Genomic DNA, 25,728 nt, shown 5'->3' on the forward strand with positions numbered 1-25,728 from the left:
CGCCCACCAGAAGGAGCGGTGGCGGCACATCGACGGAAGGGGTACCGGCCATGGCCGATGACAGCATCCGCCTGCGCCCGCTGGCGGAGGACGACTGGGACGAGGTGGTGGCGCTGGAGGAGCGCGCCTACGCCGCGAGCGGCCTCTCCGAGGGACGGGAGGTCCTGCGGTCCCGGGGCAGCGTGTCGCCGTCCACCTGCTTCGTGCTGGAGCACGAGGGAGAGTTCGGCGGCTACCTGCTGGCCCTGCCCTACCCGCGCGGCGAATGCCCGGAGCTGACCCTGACGGAGGCCTCCCGCTTCGAGTCGGAGAACCTGCACGCGCACGACTTCGTGATCACCGAGGAGCTGCGGGCGCGCGGGCTGTCACCGCACTTCGTCCGGCAGATCGAGCAGGAGGCGCGGTCCCAGGGATTCGACCGGATCTCCATGGTGGCCGTCCAGCGCAGCCACATCCTCTGGCGCCGGCTCGGGTTCGACACCCACGCCGAGGTCACCCTCCCCGAGAGCTACGGCACGGACGCGGTCTACATGTCCAAGGCCCTGTAGACCGCCCCGGACGGGGCACCGCAGTACCAGCGATCCGCTGCACGGGTCACCACCGAAAGACCGAGTAGGACTGAATCACACATGTCCAGCATCCACGTTCCCTTCCGCAGAGCCCAGGTGGCCATCGCGGCGCTGTTCCTCTTCCTGGGCTTCCAGTACGCCACCTGGGTGTCGCGGCTGCCCGCGCTGAAGGCCCACCTGGACCTCGACGAGGCCCAGGTCGGCCTGCTGCTGATGGCGGGCGGCGCGGGCGCGGTGGCGTCCTTCCCGCTGGTGCCGACCGTGATGAAGCGCCTGGGCTCCCGACTGCTGTCGCTGGTCTCGGCAGTGGCGCTGGTCGTGGTCCTGCTGCTGCTCGCGGTTGCCCCGAACTACCCGGTGACCCTGCTGCTCATCTGCCTGGACGGCGTGGCGGTGGGCTTCCTCAACGTGGCGATGAACGCCCAGGGCGCCGCCCTGGAGGTCGCGTACGAGCGCACCGTGATGGCGAGGTTCCACGCCACCTTCAGCGCCGGCTCGCTGACCGCCGCGCTGCTCGCCTCGGGCGTCAACGCGTTCAGCTCCTCGCTGGCCGTGCACTTCGGGGCGGCCGCCGTGCTGCTGGTGCTCGTGGTCGGGCTGACCCAGGGCGGCCTGCTCCGGCAGGACCAGCAGGCCGGGGAGGCACCCGCGCAGGACGAGGAGCCGGCGGCGGCCCCGCCGGCCGACGAGCAGGCCGCGAAGGGCGGGCGCCGGCTCACCCTGCCGTCCCGGGCCGTCCTCTGGATGGGCCTCGCGATGGTGTTCGGCACCGTGACCGAGGGCGCCATGAACGACTGGTCCACCCTCTACATGAAGGACGTCGCCGAGGCCTCGCCCGGGGTGGCACCGCTGGGCATCGCCATGGTCTCCGGGATGATGGTGCTCGCCAGGATCTTCGCCGACGGCTGGCGCGCCCGCTGGGGCGACGGCCGGATCGTGGTCGCCGGCGCCGCCCTGGCCGGGGCCGGCCTGGCCGCCGCACTGCTGGCCGGCGGGGTGGCCCCCGCACTGATCGGCTTCGCCTGCGTGGGCCTCGGCGTCGCGGCCGTCACGCCGTGCGTCTACGTGGCCGCCGCCCGGCAGGGCCCGGAGGCGCTCTCCCTGGTCGCCGCGATGGGGACGGTCGGCCTGCTGGCCGGCCCCGCCCTGATCGGCTTCATCGCCAGCGGCAGCAGCCTGGTCTGGGGCATGGGGGCCGTCGCCGTCTCGGCCGCGCTGGTCTCCCTCTGCGCCACCCGGATCCGCTGGACCACCCTGGTCAAGGCCGCCTGACCGCACCGCAGCGTACGGGTGGCTTCCCGGGCTCAAGCAGCCGGGAGGCCACCCGACTTGACGGCGTCGACGAACGACGACCAGGCCTCCGCGCGGAACACCAGCGCGGGACCGTCCGGGTCCTTGGAGTCCCGGACGGGGACCAGGCCGGGGACAGTGTCGGCGACCTCGACGCAGGCGCCGCCGTTGTTGTCGCTGTAGGTGGACTTCCGCCACGGTGCAGCGGACAGATCAGGTACGGGAGTAGCCATGTTGAGGAGCCCTCTCATCACACTGCGGATCAGTTGCGCCGACTCTCGAACCGACAACGCATCGGCCCGCAGCAGATCATAGGCTCGTTGGTAACGTCGGACTTCCTTCGGATCCTCGACGAAGTGACCACGGTCAAGACTCTCCGAGTACACCCGTCGCCTGCCGTCCGGAGAGACGAGCACCGATGTGAACGTGCCGAAGGGCACTCGCTCCCCCAGGCTGAACGGCGCCACCTGGATCACCACGTTCGGGAGCCGCCCGACATCCAGCAGATGCTGAAGCTGCTCGTACATGACCTCGGCTCCGCCGACTACTTGCCTCACGGCGGCTTCAGCGAGTACGGCGATGAAGAGCGGCCCGTCCGCGTCGGTGACGCGCTGCTGACGGCTCAACCGGGCAGCAACCCTCTCCTCGACCAACTGCGGGTCGCCAGCCGCATCACCATGCGAGAAGAGGGCCCGCGCATAGCGCTCGGTCTGCAGCAGCCCCGAGATACGGGCCACATTGAACTCCTGGATCATTGTCGCCTGCGCCTCGATGCGGGCATACCGCTGGAACCAGTCCGGATGCTCCACCGGCACGTACCAGTCGATCTCCTCCCAGATCTCCAGCAGTTCGCTGCCCGTGCCGAAGATCCGGTCGCAGGCGGTCACGAAGTTGCGCTGGGGCACCCGGGTGCCGGACTCGACCCGGGTGAGGTGGGGGCGGCTGCACGGGATCAGCTTCGCCACGTCGCCCTGCGACATCCCCCTCGCCTCCCGGGTGCGGCGGACGAGGCCGCCGAACACCGATCCGGCGCTGGCCCGCAGCGGCGGCGACGGGGGCGCGGGCGGGAAGGCGGGCTTGCGACCGGTCATGGCTCACTCCGGTGGTGTCGGCACACGCCGTGCGGTGATCGGCTGACAGATCGTCAGCGTACTGTCGGCCGGGCGCCCCCGGCAGCGGAATGTGACAACTTCATCACCTTCGGTGATCCGCCGCCGGGACGGCCCGCCGCAGTCCACGGATGGCCGGGGTCGCGAACAGTGCGGCGGAGCCCGCCAGGCAGGCGCCCGCCGAGACCAGAAGCAGGCGCTCCGGGGAGGCCAGGGCGGTGGCCGGCCCCGCGAGGATCTGGCCGAGGGCGATGCCGGACACCGAACCGGCCAGCTCGTAGGCGGTGACCCGGTTGAGCACCGTCGGCGGGGTGTGGGTCTGCACGCTGGTCGCCCACATCACCGACCAGAAGGCCCAGGCACCGCCGCCGAGGACGTGGCAGGCGAGCAGCACCGGCAGGCTCGCGCCGAGCGCCACGCAGAGCGGCAGCACGGTGTACAGCGCCATCGCCGCCGCGCCGGCGGCCAGCGGCCGGGCCGGGCGCACCCGTAGGGCCAGCAGGCCGCCGAGCACCGTGCCGACGCCGAGGAAGGAGACCGCGAGGCCGTAGGCGTTCGGGCCGAGCCGGGCGCCGACCAAGGCCGAGCTGAGCGGCACCAGCGGGCCGAAGAGCAGCACGCCGTAGCCCATCCAGATCAGGATCACCGCCCACATCCAGGTCCGGGCGCGGAACTCCTGCCAGCCTTGGCGCAGGTCGCGGCGGAGTGAACTGCCGCCGTGGGCGGCGGAGGAGACGACGCCGGTGTCGGCCGGAGCGAACCGGATCAGCCCCAGGCAGAGGGCGCTGAGCAGGAAGGTGCCGCCGTCGATCGCGTACACCGCGCCGGCACCGGTCATCGTGATCAGCAGGCCCGCCAGGGCCGGGCCGAGCAGTTGGGCGAGCGCGTCGGCCACCTTGAGCGTGGCATTGGCCCGCTGGGGCTCGCGGGCGACCAGCGGGACCATCCCGTTCACGCCCGGCTGGAACATCGCGGTGGCGGCGCCGGCGAGCGCCGCCATGGTCACCAGCAGCCAGAACGGCGGCGTGCCCGCGAAGAAGGCGGCGGCGAGCACGCCTTGGGTGAGCACCCGGGCGAGGTCCGCGCCGACCATCATCCGGCGGGCGCCGATCCGGTCGGCGAGCACGCCGCCGAACAGGACCAGGGCGACGACCGTCCCGGTCCAGACGCCGAGGACGGCGCCGACCCCGGTGATCCCGTACAGCGCGCCGACCGCGAGGGCGGCGGCCACCGGCATCATCGCGTCGCCGAGCAGCGAGACGGCGCGGGCGACGAAGTAGAGCGTGAAGCGCCGGTCCCACAACGGGGGGCGGGCGGACGGCGGGCGGGCCCGGGCGGGCCCGGTCCGGGCCCGGGCGGTCTGGTTCCGACTCTGCGCGGTGGTCACGGTGTCCATGGTGGTCTGGACCATTCGGTCACCCCAGTGTCCGGACCGACATCTTCGGGTACTTTCGCGCCATGACGTTCAGTCCGCCGCCGGAGCCCCCGGCTCCGCACCGGGTGGTGGCCCTGCTCCAGCCCCCGCAGTCGACCTTCCTGCTGGCCTGCGCGACCGAGGTGTTCGGCGACCACGACCCGGCGGTCGCCGCCCGCTACACCTTGGAGGTCTGCACCGAGCACCCCGGCCCGGTGCGCACCCAGGGCGGCTACGACCTGCTGGTGACGGCAGGCCTGGACGCGCTGGAGCGCGCGGACACCGTGCTGGTCCCCGGCTGGCAGCAGCCGGCCGGCGCCGAGGTGCCGCGGGCAATGGTCGAGGCGGTCCGCCGGGCGCACCGGCGCGGAGCGCGGATCGTCGGCATCTGCTCGGGGGCCTTCGTGCTCGCCGCCGCCGGACTGCTGGACGGCCGGCGGGCCGCCACCCACTGGGCCCGGGCCCAGGAGTTGGCCGCCCGGTTCCCGGCGGTCCGGGTCGACCCCGCGGTGCTCTACGTGGACCTCGGCGACGTCGCCACCAGCGCCGGATCGGCGGCCGGCGCCGACCTCTGCCTGCACCTGGTGAGCGCCGACCAGGGCGCCGCGTACGCGATGCGGATCGCCCGGCAGATGGTGATGCCCCCGCACCGCGAGGGCTGCCAGTTGCAGTACGCCGAACTGCCCACCTCCGGACCGGTCGCGGACTCGCTGGCCCCGCTGCTGGAGTGGCTGGCAGGGCGGCTGGACCAGCCCGTCAGCGTGGCCGAGATGGCGCTCCGCTCCCAGGTCTCGGCCCGTACGCTGACCCGGCGATTCACCGAGCAGCTGGGCATCAGCCCCGGGCGCTGGCTGCTGGACCGGCGGATCGCCGCCACCCGGGCCCTGCTGGAGGAGACCGACCTGCCGGTGGAGACCATCGCGCACCGGGTCGGCCTCTCCTCGGCCGTCAACCTGCGCCGGCGCTTCCACGAGGCCCTGCGCACCACGCCCGCCGCCTACCGCCGCGCCTTCCGCGCGGGCGGGGCCGGGCAGGCGGGGTAGGCCGGGCGGGCCCCGCCGCAGAGCGGCCCGGCCGGCCCTGAGATCCCCCGGCGGTGGCGGGGTGCGCGGGCCGGCGGCACCCCTGTAACCGCCGGACCACGCACCCCGCCACCGCCAGACCTCACCTCCCGGGCCTCACCCCTGGGGGCCGAACCGCGCCACCAGGTCCCCCGCCGTGAGCCGTTCCAGCTCCTCCGGAGCGGCGTCCAGCGGGCCGGGGTAGAGCCGGTACACCGCGCCGGACAGCTTCTCCGGCGCGGGGACGTCCCCGTCCACCAGCGCGACGAATGCCCGCCGGCCGGCCAGCCGTTCGGTGACCCCCGGCCCGTCGGGGTCGGTGTCCCGGCCGTCCCGCAGGGCCCGCAGCCGGGCGGCGAAGGCCGCCACCGGCTCGCCTTCGCCCCGCAGCCAGCTCCGTGGGGCGCCGCCGTCGCGGCCGCGGACCAGCACCTCGTCGGTGGTGGCGGCGGCGGTCGCGCAGGCGAGGTCCCAGAGGGTGGCCCGGTTGCCCGGGGAGAAGTGCGCGAGCACGTCGCGGGAGAGCTGCCCGACCTCGGCCTGGTAACGGCGGACACTGTGGAAGCCGCCGTCGGCACCGGTGTTGAGGTCGGTCCAGGTGTACCGGCGGTCCGCCAGATCGATGATCATCGGGACGCAGACCTTGGCGTCCCCGAGCAGGTCGAGCCGCTGCCGGACGGCCTTCGGGTCGAACGGGCCGGCCCCGCGGTCCGCCGCGTCCAGCTGCAGGAAGCCGGCGAAGGCGTCCGTGAGGTCCTCGAAGGCGACGTCGTTGTAGCTGAACACGATCATCACGGCGTAACGGGAGCCGCCCGCCGCCAGGCGCCCGAGGTCCAGGTCGACGAACTCGGTGGCGCCGTGCGGCGGCGGCGCCGAGACGTAGTCCCCGGAGTGGACGGCCGCCCGGTCGCCGTGCACCAGGGCGGTGTAGTCGCAGAGCCCGGTGAAGCGCCAGTCGGCGTCGTACAGCGCGACCGACAGGTCGAGGTCGACCCGGAGGTCCTCCGGTTGCATCCAGTGCAGGAAGAGCCGCAGCCGCTCCCCCGCCGGTAGGCGCTGCCGGCTGCCGCGCGGCACCGCGACCAGGGTCCGGGCCGCGGCCCGCTCCGCGAACGGGGCCACCAGATCGGCCAGCCCCTCGTCCAGCAGTGCCAGGTCGTACCGCTCGCCGGTGCCCCGGCGCAGCAGCTCGGACTCGATCACCTCGCAGACGGCGCCGCTCAGCCCCGCCGGGACCACCGTGCCGTGGTCCTCCCTGGCGTGGGCCAGCGAGACCGTCCCGCGCGGGAAGTACAGCCGCCGCTCGCCCTGTCCGCGCTCGCCGCGCAGCCGCCCGTACGCGCCGAGCAGCGGGCCGGGCGCGGCGCCGCGCAGGGCGTCGGCGATCAGCCGCAGGGCCTCCTCGGGCAGTGGTTCGCCGGGCGCGGTGGTGGCGCGGACCCGGAGCAGGTGGTGCAGCCGGCGGGCCAGTTCGCCCGGCCGCCGGGCCAGTTCCCGCAGGGCGCCCGGCACGTCCCCGGCGGCGAGCAGGCTCTCCACCCGGCCGGCGAAACCGGTGTGGGCCAGCCTGGCCCGGCCGCCGCTCTCCACCGCCCGGAGCGGGGCGGGCGGTTCGGCGAACTCCCGGCCCACCGGGTGCTCCCGCAGGTCCGTCCCGCGCAGCAGCGCGAACGCGGCAGCCGTCGCCGGGTAGCGCCCCCGGTACTCGTACGGGTGGAGCAGTTCGCCGGCCCGCAGCCAGGCGGAGCGGTGCCGGCGGAGGTCCTCGGCGAGGCCGGCCAACGGCAGGCCGTCCAGGATCGCCAGCAGGTCGCGGCGCAGCGGCCGCGGCAGGTTGCGCAGCCGCAGCCTGCGGGCGGTGGCGGGGAGCAGGTCCGGTTCGGCGCCGGACCAGGCCCAGAGCAGCCGGAGCACGTCGGTCGCGGTGTCGATCCGCTCGGCGAGGACCGGAAGCGCCGTGGCCGGGTCGCGGCGCAGCAGCGCGGCGAGGACGACGGCCTTGGTCTCGCGGACCGGGATCTGCTCGGGGAGGCGGTCGGGCAGGTCCGCCGGGGCGAGCGCGAGCAGGACGCCGAGGTCCTCGCGGTCCTGCGGGTCGAGCGGGGTCCGGCGGGCCAGCAGCCGGTCCAGCGACGCCAGCGCGACGGTGAGGGTGTCGCCCTCGGCGAGACGCAGCGGCCGGAGCATCAGCTCGCCGCCGAACTCCTCGGCGGCCATCCGGCCCGCGCGGTTGTCCTCGCCCAGGTAGGTGGCCTCGGCCAGCTCGGCTCCGCAGAGCGGGCAAGCCCTGGCCCGGCCCCGGGCGAGCAGGCCCTGGTGGCAGCCGGTGCACAGCAGGTGGGCGCAGGGTGCGAGGGCGCCGATGCCGGCCTCCTCGCCGGTCCGGCCGCAGTGGGCGCACGGCTGACGGGGCTGGTTGAGCAGGAAGGCCCGGATGCTGCGGGAGTAGAGCAGGTGCGCGTGGTCGGGCACCGCGTCGGGGAACCGGTGGAACAGCGTCCGGTGGCGTCGGTCGGCGCCCAGCAGCCGGTCGATCCGGGCGAGCAGCCCGCCACCGGTCGCGGCCAGCTGTTCTGGCGTCAACCGGCCAAGTACGGAGCGGAGTTGGCCGGTGAGCAGGTAGCCGCGCTGGGCCAGGTCGGCGTCCAGGGCCAGCAGCCCCCGGGCGTTCCAGGAGTCCGGTTCGGGCAGCAGGTCGCCGGTGGGGACGCAGACGACGCCGCGCCGGCGGAGCAGGAATGAGTCAAGGTCGGCGTCGACGACGGCCGAGGCGACTCGGGTCAAAGAAGTCCCCCGAGGAGAGGAAGGCAGAGGAAGAAGAAGGGGGGCGGAGAGGGGGCACGCTGGTTCGTTGTCAGGGTGAGTGAGAAGGAAGCACGCCGCGGAGCCGCCCGCGTGGTGAACAGTAGCGAGGGTGCGCGGAGTTGCCCACCGATTTATTCGCCGGCCGTCCGCGCCGGCGTGCCGGCCGCGCTCCGGCCGCCGTCCCGGCCGCGTGGTCGTGCCGCTCCCGCGCCCCGGTGCACGGCCCTCGGCCGCGGGGCGGCGGGCGCCCCGGCGGCAGGGGCGCGGGGCCCCTCAGCGGTAGAAGGTCCGGCCGGCGGCGCCGGAGGAGACGGACCAGACCTCGACGATCAGCCCGTCGGCGACCCTGAGGATGTCGACGCCGCTCCTGGCCACCTTCTCCCCCTCGGCCGTCACGAAGCTCGCCAGGTAGGGCCGGGCGACCAGCCCGGCCGGTGCGCCGCCGGCCGGAGCGAGGTCGACGACGGCCGTCCCCTCCGCGGCGAAGACGAGCCCGGTCCGGGAGGCGTGCCAGGCGGCGACGATCGCGGCGAGCTGCGGCGGCGTGCGGATCTCGTCGAAGGCCTCGGTGCCCGCCTGGGCGTACCGCAGCGTGAAGCCGGGTGCCATGATCTCGCCGGCCAGACCGAGGTCGCCGTTCCACAGGGCCGTCCACCGGTCGAACAGTCCGGTACCGAACGCGCGCATGTCGTGGTCGCCCACAGGAACCCCCCTGAGTCCATGGTCTTCGTGACGCCACGACCGTAACAAGCACCACCGACAACGCCCGGCCGCCGCCCCGGGGCCCGTCCCGGGCCGCGCCGGCGGCTCCGCACCGGCCCTACGACACCACGTCCTTGCGGGCGAAGCCCCGGAACGCCAGTGCCAGCAGCACGATCGCGTACGAGACCGAGAGCGAGACGCCCTGGAGCATCCCGCCCCACTCCAGTTGCGGCTGCAGGGCGTCCGCCCAGGCGTACTGCCAGTGCGCGGGCAGCCACTCCCGCAGGCCGCCGAGGGCGGTGACGGCGTCCAGCACTCCGGTGATGATGGACGCGAAGACGGCGCCGCCGACCGCGCCGAGCGGCGCGTCGGTGGCCGTGGAGAGCCAGAACGCCAGCGCCGCGATGACCAGTTCGGCGAGGAAGACGAAGGCGACGGCGATCGCCAGCCGGGGTAGCGCGACCGAGGCGGGCAGGCTGATGCCGGCCGGCAGCCGGAGGTCGCCCCAGCCGTAGGCGGCGGTGCCGACGGCCAGGCCGATCAGCGGCAGCAGCACGATGGCGGCCGCCGAGAAGGCCAGGCCGACCGCGAACTTGCGGGCCAGCAGCCGGGCCCGGGGGACGGGCGCGGCCAGCAGGTAGCGCAGCGAGGACCAGCTGGCCTCGGAGGCGACGGTGTCGCCGCAGAACAGCGCGACCGGGATCACCAGCAGGAAGCCGGTGCCCATGAACAGCATGGTGGTGGCGAAGTTGAGGCCGGAGGAGGTGGCCAGTTCGATGAAGGTGGTGCGGTCGGCCCGGCCGGGGGTGCCGCCGATCTGGAAGGCCAGCAGGATGATGAACGGCATCGCCGCCAGCACCCCGCCGACCACCATGGTGCGGCGCCGGCGCAGCTGGCGCATGGCCTCGACCCGCAGCGGCAGGGTGCGCCCGGCCCGGTAGCCGGCGGCGTGGTCGGGCGCCGCCTCGACGGCGGTGGGCGTGCTCACGCTGAGCCTCCGATCAGGGAGAGGAAGGCGTCCTCCAGGCGGCGGTGCGGTCCGGCGCGGTCCACCGGGACGCCGAGGCGGACGAGTTCGGCGATCAGCCGGTCGGCCGTCATGCCGTCCAGGCGCACCAGCAGGCCGCCCTCGACCACCTCCGCCGAGCCGACGCCCGCCAGCGCGGCCGCCTTGTCTGCGGCGACGGCCAGCTCGTCCGGCCCGTACCCGCCGGAGGTGCCGATCAGCAGCATCTCGCCCGCGCCGACGATGTCGGCGACGGCGCCCGCGCTGACCAGCCGGCCGCGGTCCATCACCACCAGGTGGGTGCAGGACTGCTCGACCTCGGAGAGCAGGTGGCTGGAGACGATGACGGTCCGGCCGGCCGTCGCGTAGCGGATCATCACCTCGCGCATCTCGCGGATCTGCGGCGGGTCGAGCCCGTTGGTGGGCTCGTCCAGGATCAGCAGGTCGGGCAGGCCCAGCATGGCCTGGGCGATCGCCAGCCGCTGGCGCATGCCCTGGGAGTAGGTGCGGACCGCGCGGTCCAGGGCCTCGCCGAGGTCGGCGATGACCAGCGCCTCCTCCAGGTGGGCGTCCTCGGCCGGGCGGCCGGTGGCCTGCCAGTACAGCTGGAGGTTGGCGCGGCCGGTGAGGTGCGGCAGGAAGCCCGCGCCCTCGACGAAGGAGCCGACCCGGGAGAGCACGGGGGCGCCCGGCCGCACGGGGTGGCCGAAGAGCCGGATCTCGCCCTCGTCCGGGCGGATCAGGCCCATCAGCATCCGCAGGGTGGTGGTCTTGCCGGCGCCGTTGGGGCCGAGCAGGCCCAGCACCTGGCCCTGCTCGACCCGGAAGCCCAGGTCGCGGACGGCGTACCGGTCGGCGGCGCCCTTGTAGCGCTTGCTCAGGCCGCTGATCTGCAGCGGAACCCCGGCCAGCGCCGGGTCGGGGGTCTGCCGCTGCCCGCGCCGCCGCAGGCCGCGCCGGCCGAGCAGCAGCAGGGCGGCGACCCCGGCCGCGACCAGCGGCAGGGCCCAGGTGCGGGCCGGCAGCGGCGCCGCCTCGGTCTTCAACGCGTCGACGGTCGGCAGGACGACCGGGCCGGCGACCGCGGCCCGGTAGGTGGCGGGTTCGGCCGGCGAGGCGTACGCCAGGTCGGTGCTGGCCAGCACCAGCCGCAGCCGGTGGCCGGCGGGGAAGTCGTGGTCGACGGCGGGCAGCGCCACCTGCACGGTCCGGCCGCCCGGCGCGTCCGCGCCGGTGACCCGCAGCGGGGCGACCAGTTGCTGCGGCAGGCTCTGTTTGCCGTCCGGGCCGAGGTCGTAGAGCTTGGCGAACAGGACGGCCTCGGGCCGGTCCGCGCTCACCCGGACGGGCACGGTCGGCTGCCCGGTGAGGTGCAGGGCGGTGCTCAGCGGCGCGGAGTCGAAGGTGGCGTTCTGCCCGGGGAAGTCCAGCGAGAGTCCGCCGCCGAGCGAGGCGGCCTGCGCCAGCGCCCCGATCCCGGGCAGGGTGGAGATGTTCGGCGGCGCGCCGCCCGGCGGGTTGGCGAAGGCCTGCTCGGCGCCGGTGAGTTCGACGCTGCGGGAGCCGGTGCCGGCCAGGCCCGGGTAGGCGTCGGCGGTGGCGCCGCGCAGCACGGCCTGGAACCCGGTGGAGTCGACGCCGCCGGTCCGGGTGACCCGGAAGGCGGGCCCGACGTCGTTCCCGGCGCCCTTCAGCCAGTGGTCGAACCAGCCGGTCACCCGGGCGTCGACCCGTTCGCTGCTCTCGGTGCCGCCGTCGTGGCCGCCGGCGAACCAGTCCACCGCCACCGGGGCGCCGTTCGCGGCGACCGCCTTGGCGATGGCGTCGCCCTGGTCGAGCGGGAAGAGCGAGTCCTGCTGGCCCTGGACGACCAGCGTCGGCGCCTTGAGCCGGCCCGCCACCGAGGACGGGCTGGAGCGGTCGAGCAGCGCGACGGCCTCCGGGTCGGCGTGCCCGGTGGTGGCCACCCGGTCGTACATCGCGCAGAGTTCGTCCAGGAAGCGGCCGCAGCCGACCGGCCCGGCCGGTGCCGGCGCCGGGCCCGCCTTCGTGCCCTGCGCGTCGGCGAGGTCGCCGGCCGAGCCGGTGGTGAAGAAGATCCCGGCCCAGAGCTTCTTGAAGACGCCGTCCACGGCCGCCCCGCCGGCCACGGCCTGCGGGCCCTGCCGGACGCCCTGCGGGAAGAGCGCGTCGGCCAGGTTCCACCAGGTGATCTGGCTGCCGACGGCGTCGATCCGCGGATCGGCCGCCGACCCGAGCAGGGCGACGGCCCCCCCGTACGAGGCGCCGGTGATGCCGACCCGGGGGTCGCCCGGTCCGTCCAGCCGGACCTCCGGCCGGGTACCGAGCCAGTCGACCAGGTGCTTGACGTCCTCGACCTCCCGGTCGGGGGCGTTCAGGCCGATCCGGCCGCCGGAGTGGCCGAAGCCTCGGGCCGACCAGGTGAGGACGGCGTAGCCGGAGCGGGCGAGCTGCTCGGCGCGGACCCGTTCGCCCTCCTTGCTGCCGCCGAAGCCGTGCGCCAGCAGGACGGCCGGGCGCGGGCTCGTCCCGGTGGTGAAGTACGAGGTGTCCAGGCCGACGGTCTGCGCGCTGCCCGGGGTCTCGGGCATCTGCAGGACGTGGTCCTCCCGGTGGACGGCGGCCCCGCCGTCGGCCGCGACCGCCGTCCAGGTACCCACACCGGCCACCGCGGCCACCGCCAGCGAGGCGGCCACCAGCCTTCGGGTCGTGAACGTCCCGCGCCCGCGCCAACGGCGCCCTGCCCCACCGAACTCCATGAACAGCGATCCTATGGGCGCCTCGGGTAGGGAAGCCGTAAAGGCGGCCGGGACACCCGCCCCCGGGCACACCCCCTCACCTGCCGCGCTGCCCCGGCTGCGCACCGGCGAGGGCTGACAGGCAGCGGGCCCGCACGGGGCCGCGTCCGGGCCACGGGGAAGCGAACGGCGGCGCACCCCGCACCGGGGCGCACCGCCTCGCACCACCCGGGCCGTCCACCACGGCGCCCGGGTCCTCCGCTAGAGCACCCGGGTCATCGTCCGGTGCGGGATGCCCGCGTCCAGGTACTCGGGGCCCTCGGCGGTGTAGCCGAGGCGCTCGTAGAAGCCGAGGGCCTGGACCTGCGCGTGCAGCTCCAGCTCGGTCGCCCCGCGTGCCCGGCCGGCCGCCTCGACGGCCCGGACCAGGACGGCGCCGAGGCCGGTGCCGCGGGCGGCCTTCAGCACGGCGAGCCGGCCGAGCAGGACGCGTCCGGGCAGGCCGCCGGTGATCTTCAGGGCCTGCTCGCCGTGGATCAGCCGGGCGGTGCCGAGCGCCGTGCCGTCGGCGCCGATCGCGAGCAGGTGCTCGGAGGTGGCGTCGAGCTCGTCCCACTCCTCGTCCTCGGGGATCTGCTGCTCGACGATGAAGACCTCGCGGCGCACCCCGTGCACCAGCGCCAGCTCCTCCTCGCCCTCGGCCACCCGGATCACCGGGGTCCCAGGCGTCACAGGGTTCATCTCAGCTCTCCGAGGAGATCACGTCGAGGGCCTTCTGCAGGTCGGCCGGGTACTCGCTGCTGAACTGCACCCACTCGCCGTCCGACGGGTGCTCGAAGCCGAGCGAGACGGCGTGCAGCCACTGCCGGGTCAGACCGAGCCGCTTGGCGAGCGTCGGGTCGGCGCCGTAGGTGAGGTCGCCGACGCAGGGGTGGCGCAGCGCGGACATGTGCACCCGGATCTGGTGGGTGCGGCCGGTCTCCAGCTTGATGTCGAGCAGCGAGGCGGCGCGGTAGGCCTCGATGAGGTCGTAGTGCGTGACGGACGGCTTGCCGGCCTGGGTGACGGCCCACTTCCAGTCCGAGCTGGGGTGGCGGCCGATCGGGGCGTCGACGGTGCCGCTCATCGGGTCGGGGTGGCCCTGGACCAGCGCGTTGTACTTCTTCTCCACCACGCGGTCGTGGAACTGCCGCTTGAGGTCGGTGTACGCGCGCTCGGACTTGGCGACCACCATCAGCCCGGAGGTGCCCACGTCGAGGCGGTGCACGACGCCCTGGCGCTCGGCGGCGCCGGAGGTGGAGATGCGGTAGCCGGCGGCGGCGAGGCCGCCGATGACCGTGGTGCCGGTCCAGCCGGGGCTGGGGTGGGCGGCGACGCCGACCGGCTTGTCGACGAGCACGATGTCGTCGTCGTCGTGGACGATCCGCATGCCTTCGACGTGCTCGGCGACGATCCGCACGGGCGCGGCGGGGGCGGGGAGCTCGACCTCCAGCCAGGAGCCGGCCATCACCCGGTCGGACTTGCCGGCCGTGGCCCCGTCGATGGTCACCTTGCCCTCGGCGGCCAGCTCGGCGGCCTTCGTCCGGGAGAAACCGAACATCCGGGCGAGGGCGGCGTCGAGTCGCTCGCCCTCCAGGCCGTCGGGAACGGGGAGGCTGCGGGTCTGCGCTGCGGTACTCACCCGTACGAGTATGCCGGACGGCGGGGCCGCTCCTTACTCACCGGCCGCCGCGGCCCCGGCGACCGGTCCTGCCGCAAGGCCCGGACGGTGCCCGGCGGGACGCCCCGCGCGAGCGGCCGCTACTCGCCGTCCTGCCGCGCCTGCTCCGCCGCGTCCCCGGCGGCCGCGTGCTTCGCGTCGGTGGCCGGGCCCGCCGTCACCTCGGCGCCGGCGTCGTCGCCGGCCACCGGGTCGGCCTTGGCGGCGGCCTGGTGGGTGCTCCCGTCCGGGTTGCTGCCGCGGAAGGAGAGCAGGACCACCAGGATGCCGCCGCAGACGATGGCGGAGTCGGCGAGGTTGAAGACCGCGAAGTGCTGGACCGAGATGAAGTCGACGACGTGGCCGCGGAACACCTCGGGCGAGCGGAACAGCCGGTCGGTGAGGTTGCCGAGCGCGCCGCCGAGCAGCATCCCGAGGGCGATCGCCCACGGCAGGCTGTACAGGCGGCGGGCGATCCGCCAGATCACCACGATCACGGCGGTCGCGATCATGGTGAAGACGATGGTCATCGCCTGGCCCATCCCGAAGGCGGCCCCGCCGTTGCGGATCACCTGGAGGGTGACGACGTCACCGACCACGGCGATCGGCGAGTGGCCCTCCAGCCGGGCCACCACCAGCAGCTTGCTGCCCAGGTCGACCAGGTAGGCGAGGAGGGCCACGGCCAGCAGCACGCCGATCCGCCGGCGCCGGGCGATGCCGGTGGCGCCGGCGGCCGGGGCCTGTCCGGACCCGGCCGCCGGGGCCGGACGCTCGCTCTCCGCGACCGGGGCGCTCTCCACCCCCCGTGCGGTGTCCTGCTCCGCGTCGGAGGGGGTCTGCGCCGGAGCGGCAGTGGTCGGGACGGACTCGTCCCGTGTCTTGGGGGAACCTGGCGTACTGATGATCCGCTCCGCTGCCGCAATGAGGTCCCCCCGGCCGGAGGCTGGGGGAGGGCCGACGTTACGGGGTCGAGCGTACGGCAAGCCCGGCCCCGTCCGACGCCCTGGCTACCGCCGTTCCTGCTTCGCCTTGCACTGCACGCAGAGCGTGGCCCGCGGGAACGCCTGCATCCGGGCCTTGCCGATGGCCTGGCCGCAGGACTCGCAGACGCCGAAGCCGACGTTCTCCAGCCGGGCCAGGGCCCGCTCGGTCTGGGCGAGGCTGTCCCTGGCGTTGTTGGCGAGGGCCAGCTCGCTCTCCCGCGAGATGTTCTTGGTGCCGGCGTCCACCTGGTCGTCGCCGGCGCCGTCGTTGGAGTCCCGCATCAGACCGGTGATCGCGGCCTCGGAGGCGTCGATCTCGGTCTGCAGGCGCTCCAGCTCGGTGATCAGCTCGGCGTGCAGTTCGGCGACCTCCTCGGAGGTCCAGGGGTCCTCGCCGGCGCGTACGGGCAGCTCGGCCGGGTCCACCGACTCCGCTCCGCCGCCGCCCGCCCTGGCCCCCGTCGCCACGGGCGTGCGGGTACGGCTGGGCGCTGCCACGCGCCCGGCGCCGGTGCTGGTCTTGTGCCGTGCAGTGGTCACGGTCCCCTCCCCTGGTTCGCCTGCCACAGCCTTGCGGGCCCGCTTGGTTGCGGTGCTCGCGACGGTTGTCTTCTCAGCCATGGCTTTCGACCCCATCTACGAATGAATCGAGCCGCCGGTTCCCGGCGGCCTCCAGTGCCGGAACGATAATCCCCATCAAATCCGGCCACAACGTGACATACCGATACGCCCTGTCGATCCCACCCGGCCAGCCGCGCCCGACCGCACCTGCCCGCGCGCTGACCAACTTGTGCCCAGATCGTCATCCGCTAATCACCACCGGCGCCTCCGACCTGCGCCGCAGACGGGCGCCGGTGACCTTGGGGCGGCGGTCGCCGGCCCGGCGCCGCCCGGCGGCCTCCGGGCGGGGGGCGCCGGGGCCGGGCGGTTCGCGGTGCCGAACCGACTTGCCGGGGCCGATACACTGGGCCTGCAAGGCGCAGATGGGACGAGTACCGACGTACGCAGCCACCAGCGACCCGGGGACGGTGCGAGCCCGGGGGTGTGCACGGCGGGAAGATCACCCCGGAGCCGCCGGAAGAACGGCCCGACCGGCCCAGTAGACCCGGCAGCAAGCCCAAACAAGAGGGTCGCAGTCACCATCGCGGCCAAGGAGGGTGGTACCGCGGGACGGCATGCCGTCTCGTCCCTCCGTCGGATCAGGCCCACGTATCCGCCGGAGGCAGAAACCGCGATGAGCACCTACAACCCCGTCCCCGCCCAGGTGGACCTCCCCGCCCTCGAACACCGGATCCTGAGCTTCTGGCAGGACAACAAGGTCTTCCAGCAGAGTCTGGAGCAGTCCGAGGGACGCCCGGAGTGGGTGTTCTACGAGGGCCCGCCGACCGCCAACGGCATGCCCGGCGCCCACCACATCGAGGCCCGCGTCTTCAAGGACGTCTTCCCCCGGTACCGGACGATGAAGGGCTACCATGTCGCCCGCAAGGCCGGCTGGGACTGCCACGGCCTCCCGGTCGAGCTGGCCGTCGAGAAGGAGCTGGGCTTCTCCGGCAAGCAGGACATCGAGACCTACGGCATCGCCGAGTTCAACGCGAAGTGCCGCGAGTCCGTCACCCGCCACACCGACGCCTTCGCCGAGCTCACCACCCGGATGGGCTACTGGGTCGACCTGGACGAGGCGTACCGGACGATGGACCCGTCCTACGTGCAGTCCGTCTGGTGGTCGCTGAAGCAGATCTTCGACAAGGGGCTGCTGGTCCAGGACCACCGCGTGGCCCCCTGGTGCCCGCGCTGCGGCACCGGCCTGTCCGACCACGAGCTGGCCCAGGGCTACGAGACCGTCGTCGACCCGTCCGTCTTCGTCCGCTTCCCGCTGACCTCGGGCCCGCTGGCCGGCCGGGCCGCCCTGCTGGTCTGGACGACCACGCCCTGGACGCTGGTCTCCAACACCGCCGCCGCCGTCCACCCGGACGTCACCTACGTGGTCGCGACCGACGGCACCGAGCAACTGGTCGTCGCCGAGCCGCTGCTCGCCAAGGCCCTCGGCGAGGGCTGGGAGGCCACCGGCGAACGCTTCACCGGCGCCGAGATGGAGCGCTGGACGTACCGCCGGCCCTTCGACCTGGTCGAGATCGAGAACGCGCACTACGTCCTCAACGCCGAGTACGTCACCACCGAGGACGGCACCGGCATCGTCCACCAGTCCCCGGCCTTCGGCGCGGACGACCTCGCGACCTGCCGCAAGTACGGCCTGCCCGTGGTCAACCCGGTCCTCGCGGACGGCACCTTCTCGCCCGAGGTCCCGCTGGTCGGCGGCATCTTCTTCAAGAAGGCCGACGAGGAGCTGGTCAAGGACCTCCAGGAGCGCGGGCTGCTCTTCCGCCACCTCCCGTACGAGCACAGCTACCCGCACTGCTGGCGCTGCCACACCGCGCTGCTGTACTACGCGCAGCCGTCCTGGTACATCCGGACCACCGCCGTCAAGGACGCGCTGATCCGCGAGAACGAGGCGACCAACTGGTTCCCCGAGAACGTCAAGCACGGCCGCTTCGGCGACTGGCTGAACAACAACATCGACTGGGCGCTCTCCCGCAACCGCTACTGGGGCACCCCGCTGCCGATCTGGCGCTGCGAGGAGAACCACCTCACCTGCGTCGGCTCGCTCGCCGAGCTCTCCGAGCTGACCGGTACCGACCAGAGCGACCTCGACCCGCACCGCCCGTACATCGACGACGTCACCTTCGACTGCCGCGAGTGCGGCGGCACCTCCACCCGGGTGCCCGAGGTGATCGACGCCTGGTACGACTCGGGCTCGATGCCCTTCGCCCAGTACGGCTACCCGTACCAGAACAAGGAGCTGTTCGAGAAGCGCTACCCGGCGCAGTTCATCTCCGAGGCGATCGACCAGACCCGCGGCTGGTTCTACACGCTGATGGCCGTCGGCACCCTGGTGTTCGACCGGAACAGCTACGAGAACGTCGTCTGCCTGGGCCACATCCTGGCCGAGGACGGCCGCAAGATGTCCAAGCACCTGGGCAACATCCTGCAGCCCATCCCGCTGATGGACCAGCACGGCGCCGACGCCGTCCGCTGGTTCATGGCGGCCGGCGGCTCCCCCTGGTCGGCCCGTAGGGTCGGCCACGGCACCATCCAGGAGGTGGTCCGCAAGACCCTCCTCACCTACTGGAACACCGTCGCCTTCCAGGCCCTGTACGCCCGCACCACCGGCTGGGCCCCGTCCGCCGCCGACCCGGCCCCGGAGCTGCGCCCGCAGCTCGACCGCTGGGTGCTCTCCGAGCTGCACACCCTCGTCCGCGAGGTCGACGCCTCCCTGGAGGCCTACGACACCCAGCGGGCCGGCAAGCTGCTCTCCGGCTTCGTCGACGACCTCTCCAACTGGTACGTCCGCCGCGGCCGCCGCCGCTTCTGGCAGGGCGACAAGGCGGCCCTCGCCACCCTGCACGAGGCCCTGGAGACCGTCACCCGCCTGATGGCCCCGCTCACCCCCTTCATCACCGAGCAGGTCTGGCAGGACCTCGTCGTCCCGGTCGTCCCCGGCGCCCCCGCCTCCGTCCACCTGGCCGGCTGGCCGGTCGCCGACGAGTCCCTGATCGACACCGACCTCTCCCGCCACATGGCCCTGGTCCGCCGCCTGGTCGAGCTCGGCCGCGCCACCCGCGCGGAGTCCGGCGTCAAGACCCGCCAGCCGCTCTCCCGCGCCCTGATCGCGGCCCAGGGCTGGGACGAGCTGCCCGCCGACCTGCGCGCGCAGATCGCCGAGGAGCTAAACGTCACCGCCCTGGAGTCGCTCGCGGCCGTCGGCGGCTCCCTGGTCGACACCACCGCCAAGGCCAACTTCCGCGCCCTCGGCAAGCGCTTCGGCAAGGGCGTCCAGGACGTCGCCAAGGCCGTCGCCGCCGCCGACGCGGCCGCCCTGGCCGCCGACCTGCGCACCACCGGCACCGCCACCGTCGACCTGAACGGCGAGCCGGTCGCCCTCTCCCCCGACGAGGTCGTCATCACCGAGACCCCGCGCGAGGGCTGGGCGGTCGCCAACGAGTCCGGTGCCACCGTCGCCCTCGACCTCCACATCACCCCGGAGCTCAAGCGCCTCGGCATCGCCCGCGACGCCATCCGGCAGATCCAGGAGGCCCGCAAGAACTCCGGCCTCGACGTCGCCGACCGCATCGTCCTGCGTTGGTCCGCCACCAACGAGGAGACCACCGCGGCGATCACCGAACACGGCGCCCTGGTCGCCGAGGAGGTCCTCTCCCCCGACTTCACCGCCGGCACCGCCGACTGGGAGTCCGAGCCCTTCACCGACGAGTCACTCGGCCTGACCTTCCAGCTCCGCAAGGCCTGACCCGCCCCCGAAGCGGCCGCCCCCTCCCCCGAGGAGGCGGCCGCTTCGCCGTACCCGGCCCACCTTCCCCGTCACTGCCCCACCCCTGCCCCGCCCCACCCCCGCCCCCGATCACTCCTCCCGGTCTCCACCCCTGCCGCCCCACGCCCCACCCCATCCCCTCACCCCCACCCCATCCCCTCACCCCCACCCCACCCCCTCACCCCCACCCCACCCCCTCACCCCCACCCCACCCCACCCCCTCACCCCACCTCACCCCCTTCCCCCCACCGAGGGTGCGCTGCGCGAGGGGGCGGCGGACGGGGTGGGTACGGAGGGGGGCGTGGTGCGCGATTATCGGACTGCCAACGGCGAGAACCCGGCACACGAGGGTCGCCAGTCCGATAATCGTGCAGCCCCCCGTAGTACCCACCCCGGGAGCCGACCCCGCAACCACCCACCCGAGAGCAACCACCCACCAAGCCCCACGCGCAGCGCAGCGCCCCCCACCCGCACAACAAAAAAGCGCTCCCCCCGCAGCCGAAGCCACAGAGGGAGCGCCCAGTACTACCGCCTAGCAGGACAACCTAGTTGTCCCCGTCCTCGTCGATCAGGAAGCCCCGCATCGGCGCCGGAGCCTGCTGCATCGGCTGCGGAGGCTGCGGGCGGACCGCCGCCATCGGCTGGGTCATCCCGGCCGGAGCCATCTGCGGTGCACCCGATCCACCGGACGCCTGGCCGGCGCCGCCGAAGGAGGGCTGGCCGCTGCCGCCGCCGAAGGAGCTCTGCCCGCCGAAGGACTGGCCGCCGAAGGACTGCTGCCCGCCCCCGAAGGAGGGCTGGCCGCTGCTCATCGCCGAGGCGCCGGCCGAGGCCATCGACGACGCGGCCGGCGGCAGCGAAGCGGTGGCCGGGATGCGCGGCGGGGCCAGCGAGTCGTCCGCCTGCGACTCCAGCTGGCGCAGCTGGGTCTCCAGGTAGGACTTCAGGCGCGTGCGGTACTCGCGCTCGAAGGCACGAAGGTCCTCGACCTTGCGCTCCAGCGTGGCCCGCGCGGACTCCAGGGAGCCCATCGCGACGCGGTGCTTCTCCTGCGCGTCCCGCTCCAGGGCGTCGGCCTTGGCGCGGGCGTCGCGCTCCAGGCCCTCGGCGCGGCTGCGGGCCTCGCCGACGATCTTGTTGGCCTCGGAACGGGCCTCGGAGATCGCCTGGTCGGCGGTCTGCTGGGCGAGCGCGAGCACGCGGGCAGCACTGTCGCCGCCGGGAGCCTGCTGCTGCTGCATGGGGCCGCCCATCGGGCCGCCCATCTGCTGCGGCTGGCCCATGGGGCCGCCCATCGGGCCGCCCATCGGCTGGAGCTGGCCCATCTGCTGCTGGCCGTGCTGCTGCTGGCCCATCTGCTGGCCGGGGACCTGCTGGCCCATCGGCTGCAGCATCTGACCGCCCATCGGCTGGACCAGCTGCTGCTGGCCGCCCATGGTCTGGCCCATCTGCTGCTGCTGGCCCATCTGCTGCTGCATCGGGCCGCCCTGGCCGGCGGGCAGCTGCGGGGCACCGGAGGGCAGGCCCAGCGGCTGGTTGCCCATCTGCTGCTGCTGGCCCATCTGCTGCTGCTGCGGGCCACCCATCTGCTGCTGGCCCATCGGGCCGCCCATGGACTGGCCGGGGCCCTGCTGCCCGGGCACCGGCGGGCCGGATATGGCCGCCGGGACGGGGGCGCCGGGCCGCGAGTCCTGCTGCGGCTCCTTGCGCATGTTGGCCTGGTTCTGCGCCGCGGCACGAGTCGCTGCGGCCAGCTTGGCGCGCAGGTCCTCGTTCTCGCGGAGCAGTTTGGTCAGTTCGGCTTCGACCTCGTCGAGGAAGGCATCGACCTCGTCCTCGTCATAGCCTTCGCGCAGGCGAACGGTCGTGAACTGCTTGTTCCGAACGTCCTCGGGGGTCAATGGCATCTCTTCACCTCAACGTGATCGTCGGCACACCGGCATCCTGTCGCATCGCTCACCTACGACAGGCGCTGCACGAGCGAGATCAGGACATACACAATGATCATCAGTACGAAGAAGGACAGGTCGAGCGCCACGCCCCCGAGACGCAACGGCGGGATGAACCGCCGAAGGAGCTTGAGCGGCGGATCCGTGACAGTGTACGTGGCCTCCAGGACCAGGACCATGGCCTTGCCGGGCTGCCACGAACGTGCGAACTGGAAGACCCAGTCCATGACCAGCCGGAAGAGCAGGAACACCAGGAAGACGGTCAGTGCATAACCGAGCACTGCCCCCACGATCCCCATCGAGAATCCCTCTCCCTGGCCATTCGGCTTGTTGCTTGCTCTGCGGTCCGGCTTGTCGCTCGCTGAACTGTGCTAACTCACTGTCGATCAGAACCACACATGGAGTCGTGGCCGGGTCAGCTCTGGTTGAAGAACCCACCCTCGGCGATACGGGCCTTGTCCTCCGCCGTGACATCGACGTTAGCAGGCGACAGCAGGAACACCTTCTGTGTCACGCGCTCGATACTGCCGTGCAGACCGAAGACGAGTCCAGCGGCGAAGTCTACGAGGCGCTTCGCGTCGGTGTCGTCCATCTCGGTCAAATTCATGATCACAGGAGTCCCGCCGCGGAACTGTTCCCCGATGGTACGGGCCTCGTTGTAGGTCCTGGGGTGCAACGTCGTGATGCGGTAGGGCTCTCGTTCGTTCACGACCTTGGGCATGATCACCGGGGCGCTCTTCTCCAGGTTGTGGCGGCGTTCGGGTGTGATGGACGACACTGGGGCCATCCTCGGGGTCTCCTGACGGATCGGGACCGCGGCGGGGACGGGCTGCGGTGCGATCTGGGCGACGGGGGCGGGCTGTGCGGCCGCGGGGCGGGGGATGTCCTCCGTCCGCCCGGTGCGGATCGGCTCGGGGTCCGCGTCGTAGTCGTCGTCGGGGTCGTACCCCTGGCCGTCGTACGTCTCGTCCTCCACGAGGCCGAGGTAGACCGCCATCTTGCGCATTGCGCCGGCCATTCTCCTGTCTCCTCCGCTCTGTGGTGGATCGGCTCCGTCACCGGCGGCCTTCGCCTGCGGATTCCGCGACCCCGGGGCGGGCTCGCCGGACGACAGGTCCGGGCGGGCTCGTGAGAGTCGTGAAGTTGCGATCCACGGTTCGCTAGCGCTCTGCAAAGCTGCTAGGTTCTGTCCTGTTTTGTCCTGCAGTCTGATCTACTACCCGGTGACGTTACCCGAGGGGTGACCGCACTCCGAGTACCGCCGTTCCGACGCGCACATGTGTCGCTCCGGCCGCCACGGCCTGCTCCAGGTCCCCGCTCATTCCCGCGGAAACCATGGTGGCAGCAGGATGGCTCGCCCGTACGGCGGTTGAGATTTCCGCCAGCCGCTCGAAGGCCCCCGCCGGGTCGCCGGCCAGGGGCCCGGCCAGCGGAGCCACCGTCATCACGCCGTCGAGCCGCAGCCCGGGGGCGGCGGCGATCGCGTCGGCCAGTGCGGCGACCTCCGCCGGGGCCACGCCGGCCCGGCCCTCCCCCCCGCCGGCCTCCTTGTCCAGGGCGACCTGGACCAGGCAACCCAGCTCGGGGCGCTCCGACTTGAGCACCGCCGCCGAGAGCGAGCCGACCAGCCGCAGCCGGTCCACCGAGTGCACCCGGTTCGCGTACCGGACGACCGAGCGGACCTTGTTGGTCTGCAGCTGGCCGACGAAGTGCCACTCCAGCGGAAGGTTCGCACACAGCTCGGCCTTGGGGGCCGCGTCCTGGTCCCGGTTCTCCGCCACGTCCGTGACACCGAGTCCGGCCAGGAGTGCGCTGTCCTCGGCGGGGTAGGTCTTGGTGACGACGATCAGGGTCACCTCGTCGCGCGAGCGGCCGGCGGCCGCGCAGGCGGCGGCGATCCGGCGCTCGACCACGTCGAGGTTGGCCCCGAGTTCTTCGTACCGGGCCCGCTGGCCGTCCGTCAGGGCGTCCAGCAGAGTCTGGCCGAAAGCGCGCGGCCCGCCCGGGAACGGACCGTAGATGTCATTCGTCATGAAAGTTCAGAGCCCAACCAGACGTAGCTCGCGAGCCGGCCGGTGCGCTGCTCGCGGCGATAGGAGAAGTGATCGGCGGATTCGAGGGTGCAGTCAGATGATCGCACCAACTCGGTGACTCCCGCATCGGCCAGCTGGGCCGCGACTCCCGCCGGGACGTCCAGCGCCGGGGTGCCCCAGGAGGTCCGCGCGTACGCGGCCGGCACCAGGGCGCTCACCTCCGCCCGCAGCTCCTCGGGAACTTCGTAGCAGCGCCCGCAGACCGCGGGGCCGGTCGCGGCGACGATCCGCTCCGGCCGGGCGCCGAGTTCCACCATCGCGCGGACCACCGCCGGCACCACCCCGGCCGCCAGGCCCGGCCGGCCGGCGTGCGCCGCTCCGGCCACACCCGCCACCGGGTCCGCCAGCAGGACGGGCGTGCAGTCCGCGGTCAGCACCGCGAGGGCGAGCGGGCGGTCGGTGACCACCGCGTCCACCGTCGGGGCCGAGCCCTGGGGCTGCCGCTCCGTCACGACGGCGACGTCCGCGCCGTGCACCTGGTTCATCCAGACCACGTCCGCCGGGTCCAGGCCCAGCGAGCGGGCCGCCAGCCGCCGGTTCTCCAGCACGGCGACCGGGTCGTCCCCCACCGCGCCGCCGAGGTTCAGTTCCCCGTACGGCGAAGTGCTCACCCCGCCCCACCGGTCGGTGAAGGCGAAGTGAGCACCGTTTCGCGTATCGAACCGCTTCACTCGGGCTGTGCCTACTTCAGGAAGTCGGGCACATCGAGCTCCTCGGCGGGGCTCTCCACGTAGGGCTGCCGGACCGGCTGCACCTGCGGGGGCACCGGCGAGGCGGTCGTGGTGGCCGGGGAGTCGGCGTACCGGGAGCCGGACTCGCCCTCCGAGCGGGCCGTCACCGAGCCGATGCTCCCGTACGACGGGCGGGTGGCCGGGCGCTCGGGGGCGGCCGGCGCGGGGGCCGGGGAGGCCTTGACCACCGGGTCGCGGACGATCGCCGGCGGCTGGCCGCCGTCGAAGCCGGCCGCGATGACGGTGACCCGCACCTCGTCGCCGAGCGCGTCGTCGATGACCGCACCGAAGATGATGTTGGCCTCGGGGTGGGCGGCCTCGCTGACCAGCTGGGCGGACTCGTTGATCTCGAACAGGCCGAGGTCGGAGCCGCCGGAGATGGAGAGCAGCACGCCGCGGGCGCCGTCGATGGAGGCCTCCAGCAGCGGCGAGGAGATCGCCATCACGGCGGCCGCCTTGGCGCGGTCCTCGCCGCGGGCGGAGCCGATGCCCATCAGCGCCGAGCCGGCCTCGGACATGACCGACTTGACGTCGGCGAAGTCCAGGTTGATCAGGCCGGGGGTGGTGATCAGGTCGGTGATGCCCTGGACGCCGGAGAGCAGCACCTGGTCGGCGGAGCGGAACGCGTCCAGCACGCTGACCTGGCGGTCCGAGATGGACAGCAGCCGGTCGTTGGGGATCACGATGAGGGTGTCGACCTCTTCGCGCAGGCCGGCGATGCCGTCCTCGGCCTGGTTCGCGCGACGGCGGCCCTCGAAGGTGAAGGGGCGGGTGACGACGCCGATGGTGAGGGCGCCGAGCGAGCGGGCGATGTTGGCCACGACGGGCGCGCCGCCGGTGCCGGTGCCGCCGCCCTCGCCGGCCGTCACGAAGACCATGTCGGCCCCCTTGAGGACCTCCTCGATCTCCTCGCGGTGGTCCTCTGCCGCCTTGCGGCCGACCTCGGGGTTCGCGCCGGCGCCGAGGCCCCGGGTGAGTTCACGGCCCACATCGAGCTTGACGTCGGCGTCGCTCATCAGGAGGGCCTGCGCATCGGTGTTGATCGCGATGAACTCGACGCCCTTGAGACCGACCTCGATCATCCGGTTGATGGCGTTGACACCGCCGCCGCCGATGCCGACGACCTTGATGACTGCGAGGTAGTTCTGCGGTGCTGCCACGTCGAAGGCCTCTC

The 25,728-nt window shown here is 73.4% G+C and carries 19 protein-coding genes and 1 pseudogene; 4 read left to right on the forward strand and 16 right to left on the reverse strand.

What is annotated here, in order from left to right; all coding sequences use genetic code 11:
* The first annotated feature begins 50 nt into the window (after window positions 1-50).
* Together J2S46_RS11570 and J2S46_RS11575 are read left to right on the forward strand one after the other, a co-directional pair.
* Window positions 51-548, forward strand: a complete 498-nt coding sequence (locus J2S46_RS11570) for a GNAT family N-acetyltransferase (RefSeq protein ID WP_191291699.1) — start codon at window positions 51-53, stop codon at window positions 546-548.
* Between the two features lie 81 nt (window positions 549-629).
* Window positions 630-1,841, forward strand: coding sequence for an MFS transporter (locus tag J2S46_RS11575; RefSeq protein ID WP_191291698.1), 1,212 nt, complete (start codon window positions 630-632; stop codon window positions 1,839-1,841).
* A 32-nt stretch (window positions 1,842-1,873) separates the two neighbouring features.
* Here the strand turns inward: J2S46_RS11575 and J2S46_RS11580 are convergent, their stop codons facing one another.
* Window positions 1,874-2,950 carry a Scr1 family TA system antitoxin-like transcriptional regulator gene (locus tag J2S46_RS11580; protein WP_229912971.1) on the reverse strand — a complete coding sequence of 359 codons (1,077 nt, stop codon included), beginning with the start codon at window positions 2,948-2,950 and terminating at the stop codon, window positions 1,874-1,876.
* A gap of 103 nt (window positions 2,951-3,053) precedes the next feature.
* Complete coding sequence (locus J2S46_RS11585; RefSeq protein WP_191291697.1) at window positions 3,054-4,379, reverse strand: MFS transporter; 1,326 nt, start codon at window positions 4,377-4,379, stop codon at window positions 3,054-3,056.
* Between the two features lie 47 nt (window positions 4,380-4,426).
* Between J2S46_RS11585 and J2S46_RS11590 the strand changes: the two genes are divergently transcribed.
* On the forward strand, window positions 4,427-5,425 hold the full coding sequence (locus J2S46_RS11590) for a GlxA family transcriptional regulator (RefSeq protein WP_191291696.1): 999 nt from the start codon (window positions 4,427-4,429) through the stop codon (window positions 5,423-5,425).
* A gap of 135 nt (window positions 5,426-5,560) precedes the next feature.
* Here the strand turns inward: J2S46_RS11590 and J2S46_RS11595 are convergent, their stop codons facing one another.
* From J2S46_RS11595 to J2S46_RS11630, 8 genes and pseudogenes are all read right to left on the reverse strand, one after another.
* Complete coding sequence (locus J2S46_RS11595) at window positions 5,561-8,227, reverse strand: MXAN_6230/SCO0854 family RING domain-containing protein (RefSeq protein WP_229912970.1); 2,667 nt, start codon at window positions 8,225-8,227, stop codon at window positions 5,561-5,563.
* Window positions 8,228-8,521: 294 nt separating this feature from the next.
* Window positions 8,522-8,950, reverse strand: a complete 429-nt coding sequence (locus tag J2S46_RS11600; protein ID WP_191291695.1) for a nuclear transport factor 2 family protein — start codon at window positions 8,948-8,950, stop codon at window positions 8,522-8,524.
* Window positions 8,951-9,068: 118 nt separating this feature from the next.
* Window positions 9,069-9,938, reverse strand: coding sequence for an ABC transporter permease (locus tag J2S46_RS11605; protein ID WP_229912969.1), 870 nt, complete (start codon window positions 9,936-9,938; stop codon window positions 9,069-9,071).
* A complete protein-coding gene (locus J2S46_RS11610) occupies window positions 9,935-12,736 on the reverse strand; it encodes an alpha/beta fold hydrolase (RefSeq protein ID WP_191291694.1) in 2,802 nt (933 codons plus the stop codon). The genes J2S46_RS11605 and J2S46_RS11610 overlap by 4 nt, the downstream gene beginning before the upstream one ends.
* Before the next feature lie 240 nt (window positions 12,737-12,976).
* A complete protein-coding gene (locus J2S46_RS11615; protein ID WP_191291693.1) occupies window positions 12,977-13,456 on the reverse strand; it encodes a GNAT family N-acetyltransferase in 480 nt (159 codons plus the stop codon).
* 1 nt (window position 13,457) lies between these two features.
* The gene (locus tag J2S46_RS11620) at window positions 13,458-14,396 is read right to left on the reverse strand and encodes an RluA family pseudouridine synthase (RefSeq protein WP_191291692.1); all 939 of its coding nucleotides are present in this window, start codon (window positions 14,394-14,396) and stop codon (window positions 13,458-13,460) included.
* A 248-nt stretch (window positions 14,397-14,644) separates the two neighbouring features.
* A pseudogene (gene lspA / locus J2S46_RS11625) lies at window positions 14,645-15,337 on the reverse strand (signal peptidase II); the annotation flags it as partial.
* Window positions 15,338-15,421: 84 nt separating this feature from the next.
* Window positions 15,422-15,937, reverse strand: coding sequence for a TraR/DksA family transcriptional regulator (locus J2S46_RS11630; RefSeq protein WP_229912968.1), 516 nt, complete (start codon window positions 15,935-15,937; stop codon window positions 15,422-15,424).
* Between the two features lie 694 nt (window positions 15,938-16,631).
* Between J2S46_RS11630 and ileS the strand changes: the two genes are divergently transcribed.
* Window positions 16,632-19,760, forward strand: a complete 3,129-nt coding sequence (gene ileS / locus J2S46_RS11635; protein ID WP_191291690.1) for an isoleucine--tRNA ligase — start codon at window positions 16,632-16,634, stop codon at window positions 19,758-19,760.
* 566 nt (window positions 19,761-20,326) lie between these two features.
* On the opposite strand, the gene J2S46_RS11640 is transcribed toward ileS, so the two are convergent.
* The 6 genes from J2S46_RS11640 to ftsZ form a co-directional block, all read right to left on the reverse strand.
* Window positions 20,327-21,688, reverse strand: coding sequence for a DivIVA domain-containing protein (locus tag J2S46_RS11640; RefSeq protein WP_191291689.1), 1,362 nt, complete (start codon window positions 21,686-21,688; stop codon window positions 20,327-20,329).
* 53 nt (window positions 21,689-21,741) lie between these two features.
* Window positions 21,742-22,029 (reverse strand): YggT family protein, encoded by a 288-nt coding sequence (locus J2S46_RS11645; RefSeq protein ID WP_073923337.1) that lies wholly within the window; start codon window positions 22,027-22,029, stop codon window positions 21,742-21,744.
* 116 nt (window positions 22,030-22,145) lie between these two features.
* Window positions 22,146-22,748: a cell division protein SepF gene (locus J2S46_RS11650; protein WP_073923336.1), complete on the reverse strand. Its 603-nt coding sequence runs from the start codon at window positions 22,746-22,748 to the stop codon at window positions 22,146-22,148.
* Between the two features lie 211 nt (window positions 22,749-22,959).
* Window positions 22,960-23,763, reverse strand: a complete 804-nt coding sequence (locus J2S46_RS11655; RefSeq protein WP_191291688.1) for a YggS family pyridoxal phosphate-dependent enzyme — start codon at window positions 23,761-23,763, stop codon at window positions 22,960-22,962.
* Window positions 23,760-24,494 (reverse strand): peptidoglycan editing factor PgeF, encoded by a 735-nt coding sequence (gene pgeF / locus J2S46_RS11660; RefSeq protein WP_191291687.1) that lies wholly within the window; start codon window positions 24,492-24,494, stop codon window positions 23,760-23,762. The genes J2S46_RS11655 and pgeF overlap by 4 nt, the downstream gene beginning before the upstream one ends.
* Before the next feature lie 11 nt (window positions 24,495-24,505).
* The gene (ftsZ, locus tag J2S46_RS11665) at window positions 24,506-25,714 is read right to left on the reverse strand and encodes a cell division protein FtsZ (protein WP_191291686.1); all 1,209 of its coding nucleotides are present in this window, start codon (window positions 25,712-25,714) and stop codon (window positions 24,506-24,508) included.
* Between the last annotated feature and the right edge of the window lie 14 nt (window positions 25,715-25,728).

The organism is Kitasatospora herbaricolor, from assembly GCF_030813695.1.
GTDB classification, from domain to species: Bacteria; Actinomycetota; Actinomycetes; order Streptomycetales; family Streptomycetaceae; genus Kitasatospora; species Kitasatospora herbaricolor.

What these genes read in the sequence shown, in the direction of transcription:
- J2S46_RS11645 (WP_073923337.1), bottom strand. Translation starts at nt 22,029, where the DNA reads ATGGGGATCGTGGGGGCAGTGCTCGGTTATGCACTGACCGTCTTCCTG.
- J2S46_RS11590 (WP_191291696.1), top strand. Translation starts at nt 4,427, where the DNA reads ATGACGTTCAGTCCGCCGCCGGAGCCCCCGGCTCCGCACCGGGTGGTG.
- J2S46_RS11575 (WP_191291698.1), top strand. Translation starts at nt 630, where the DNA reads ATGTCCAGCATCCACGTTCCCTTCCGCAGAGCCCAGGTGGCCATCGCG.
- J2S46_RS11610 (WP_191291694.1), bottom strand. Translation starts at nt 12,736, where the DNA reads ATGGAGTTCGGTGGGGCAGGGCGCCGTTGGCGCGGGCGCGGGACGTTC.
- J2S46_RS11615 (WP_191291693.1), bottom strand. Translation starts at nt 13,456, where the DNA reads ATGAACCCTGTGACGCCTGGGACCCCGGTGATCCGGGTGGCCGAGGGC.
- J2S46_RS11580 (WP_229912971.1), bottom strand. Translation starts at nt 2,950, where the DNA reads ATGACCGGTCGCAAGCCCGCCTTCCCGCCCGCGCCCCCGTCGCCGCCG.
- ileS (WP_191291690.1), top strand. Translation starts at nt 16,632, where the DNA reads ATGAGCACCTACAACCCCGTCCCCGCCCAGGTGGACCTCCCCGCCCTC.
- J2S46_RS11650 (WP_073923336.1), bottom strand. Translation starts at nt 22,748, where the DNA reads ATGGCCGGCGCAATGCGCAAGATGGCGGTCTACCTCGGCCTCGTGGAG.
- J2S46_RS11655 (WP_191291688.1), bottom strand. Translation starts at nt 23,763, where the DNA reads ATGACGAATGACATCTACGGTCCGTTCCCGGGCGGGCCGCGCGCTTTC.
- J2S46_RS11585 (WP_191291697.1), bottom strand. Translation starts at nt 4,379, where the DNA reads ATGGTCCAGACCACCATGGACACCGTGACCACCGCGCAGAGTCGGAAC.
- J2S46_RS11640 (WP_191291689.1), bottom strand. Translation starts at nt 21,688, where the DNA reads ATGCCATTGACCCCCGAGGACGTTCGGAACAAGCAGTTCACGACCGTT.
- J2S46_RS11570 (WP_191291699.1), top strand. Translation starts at nt 51, where the DNA reads ATGGCCGATGACAGCATCCGCCTGCGCCCGCTGGCGGAGGACGACTGG.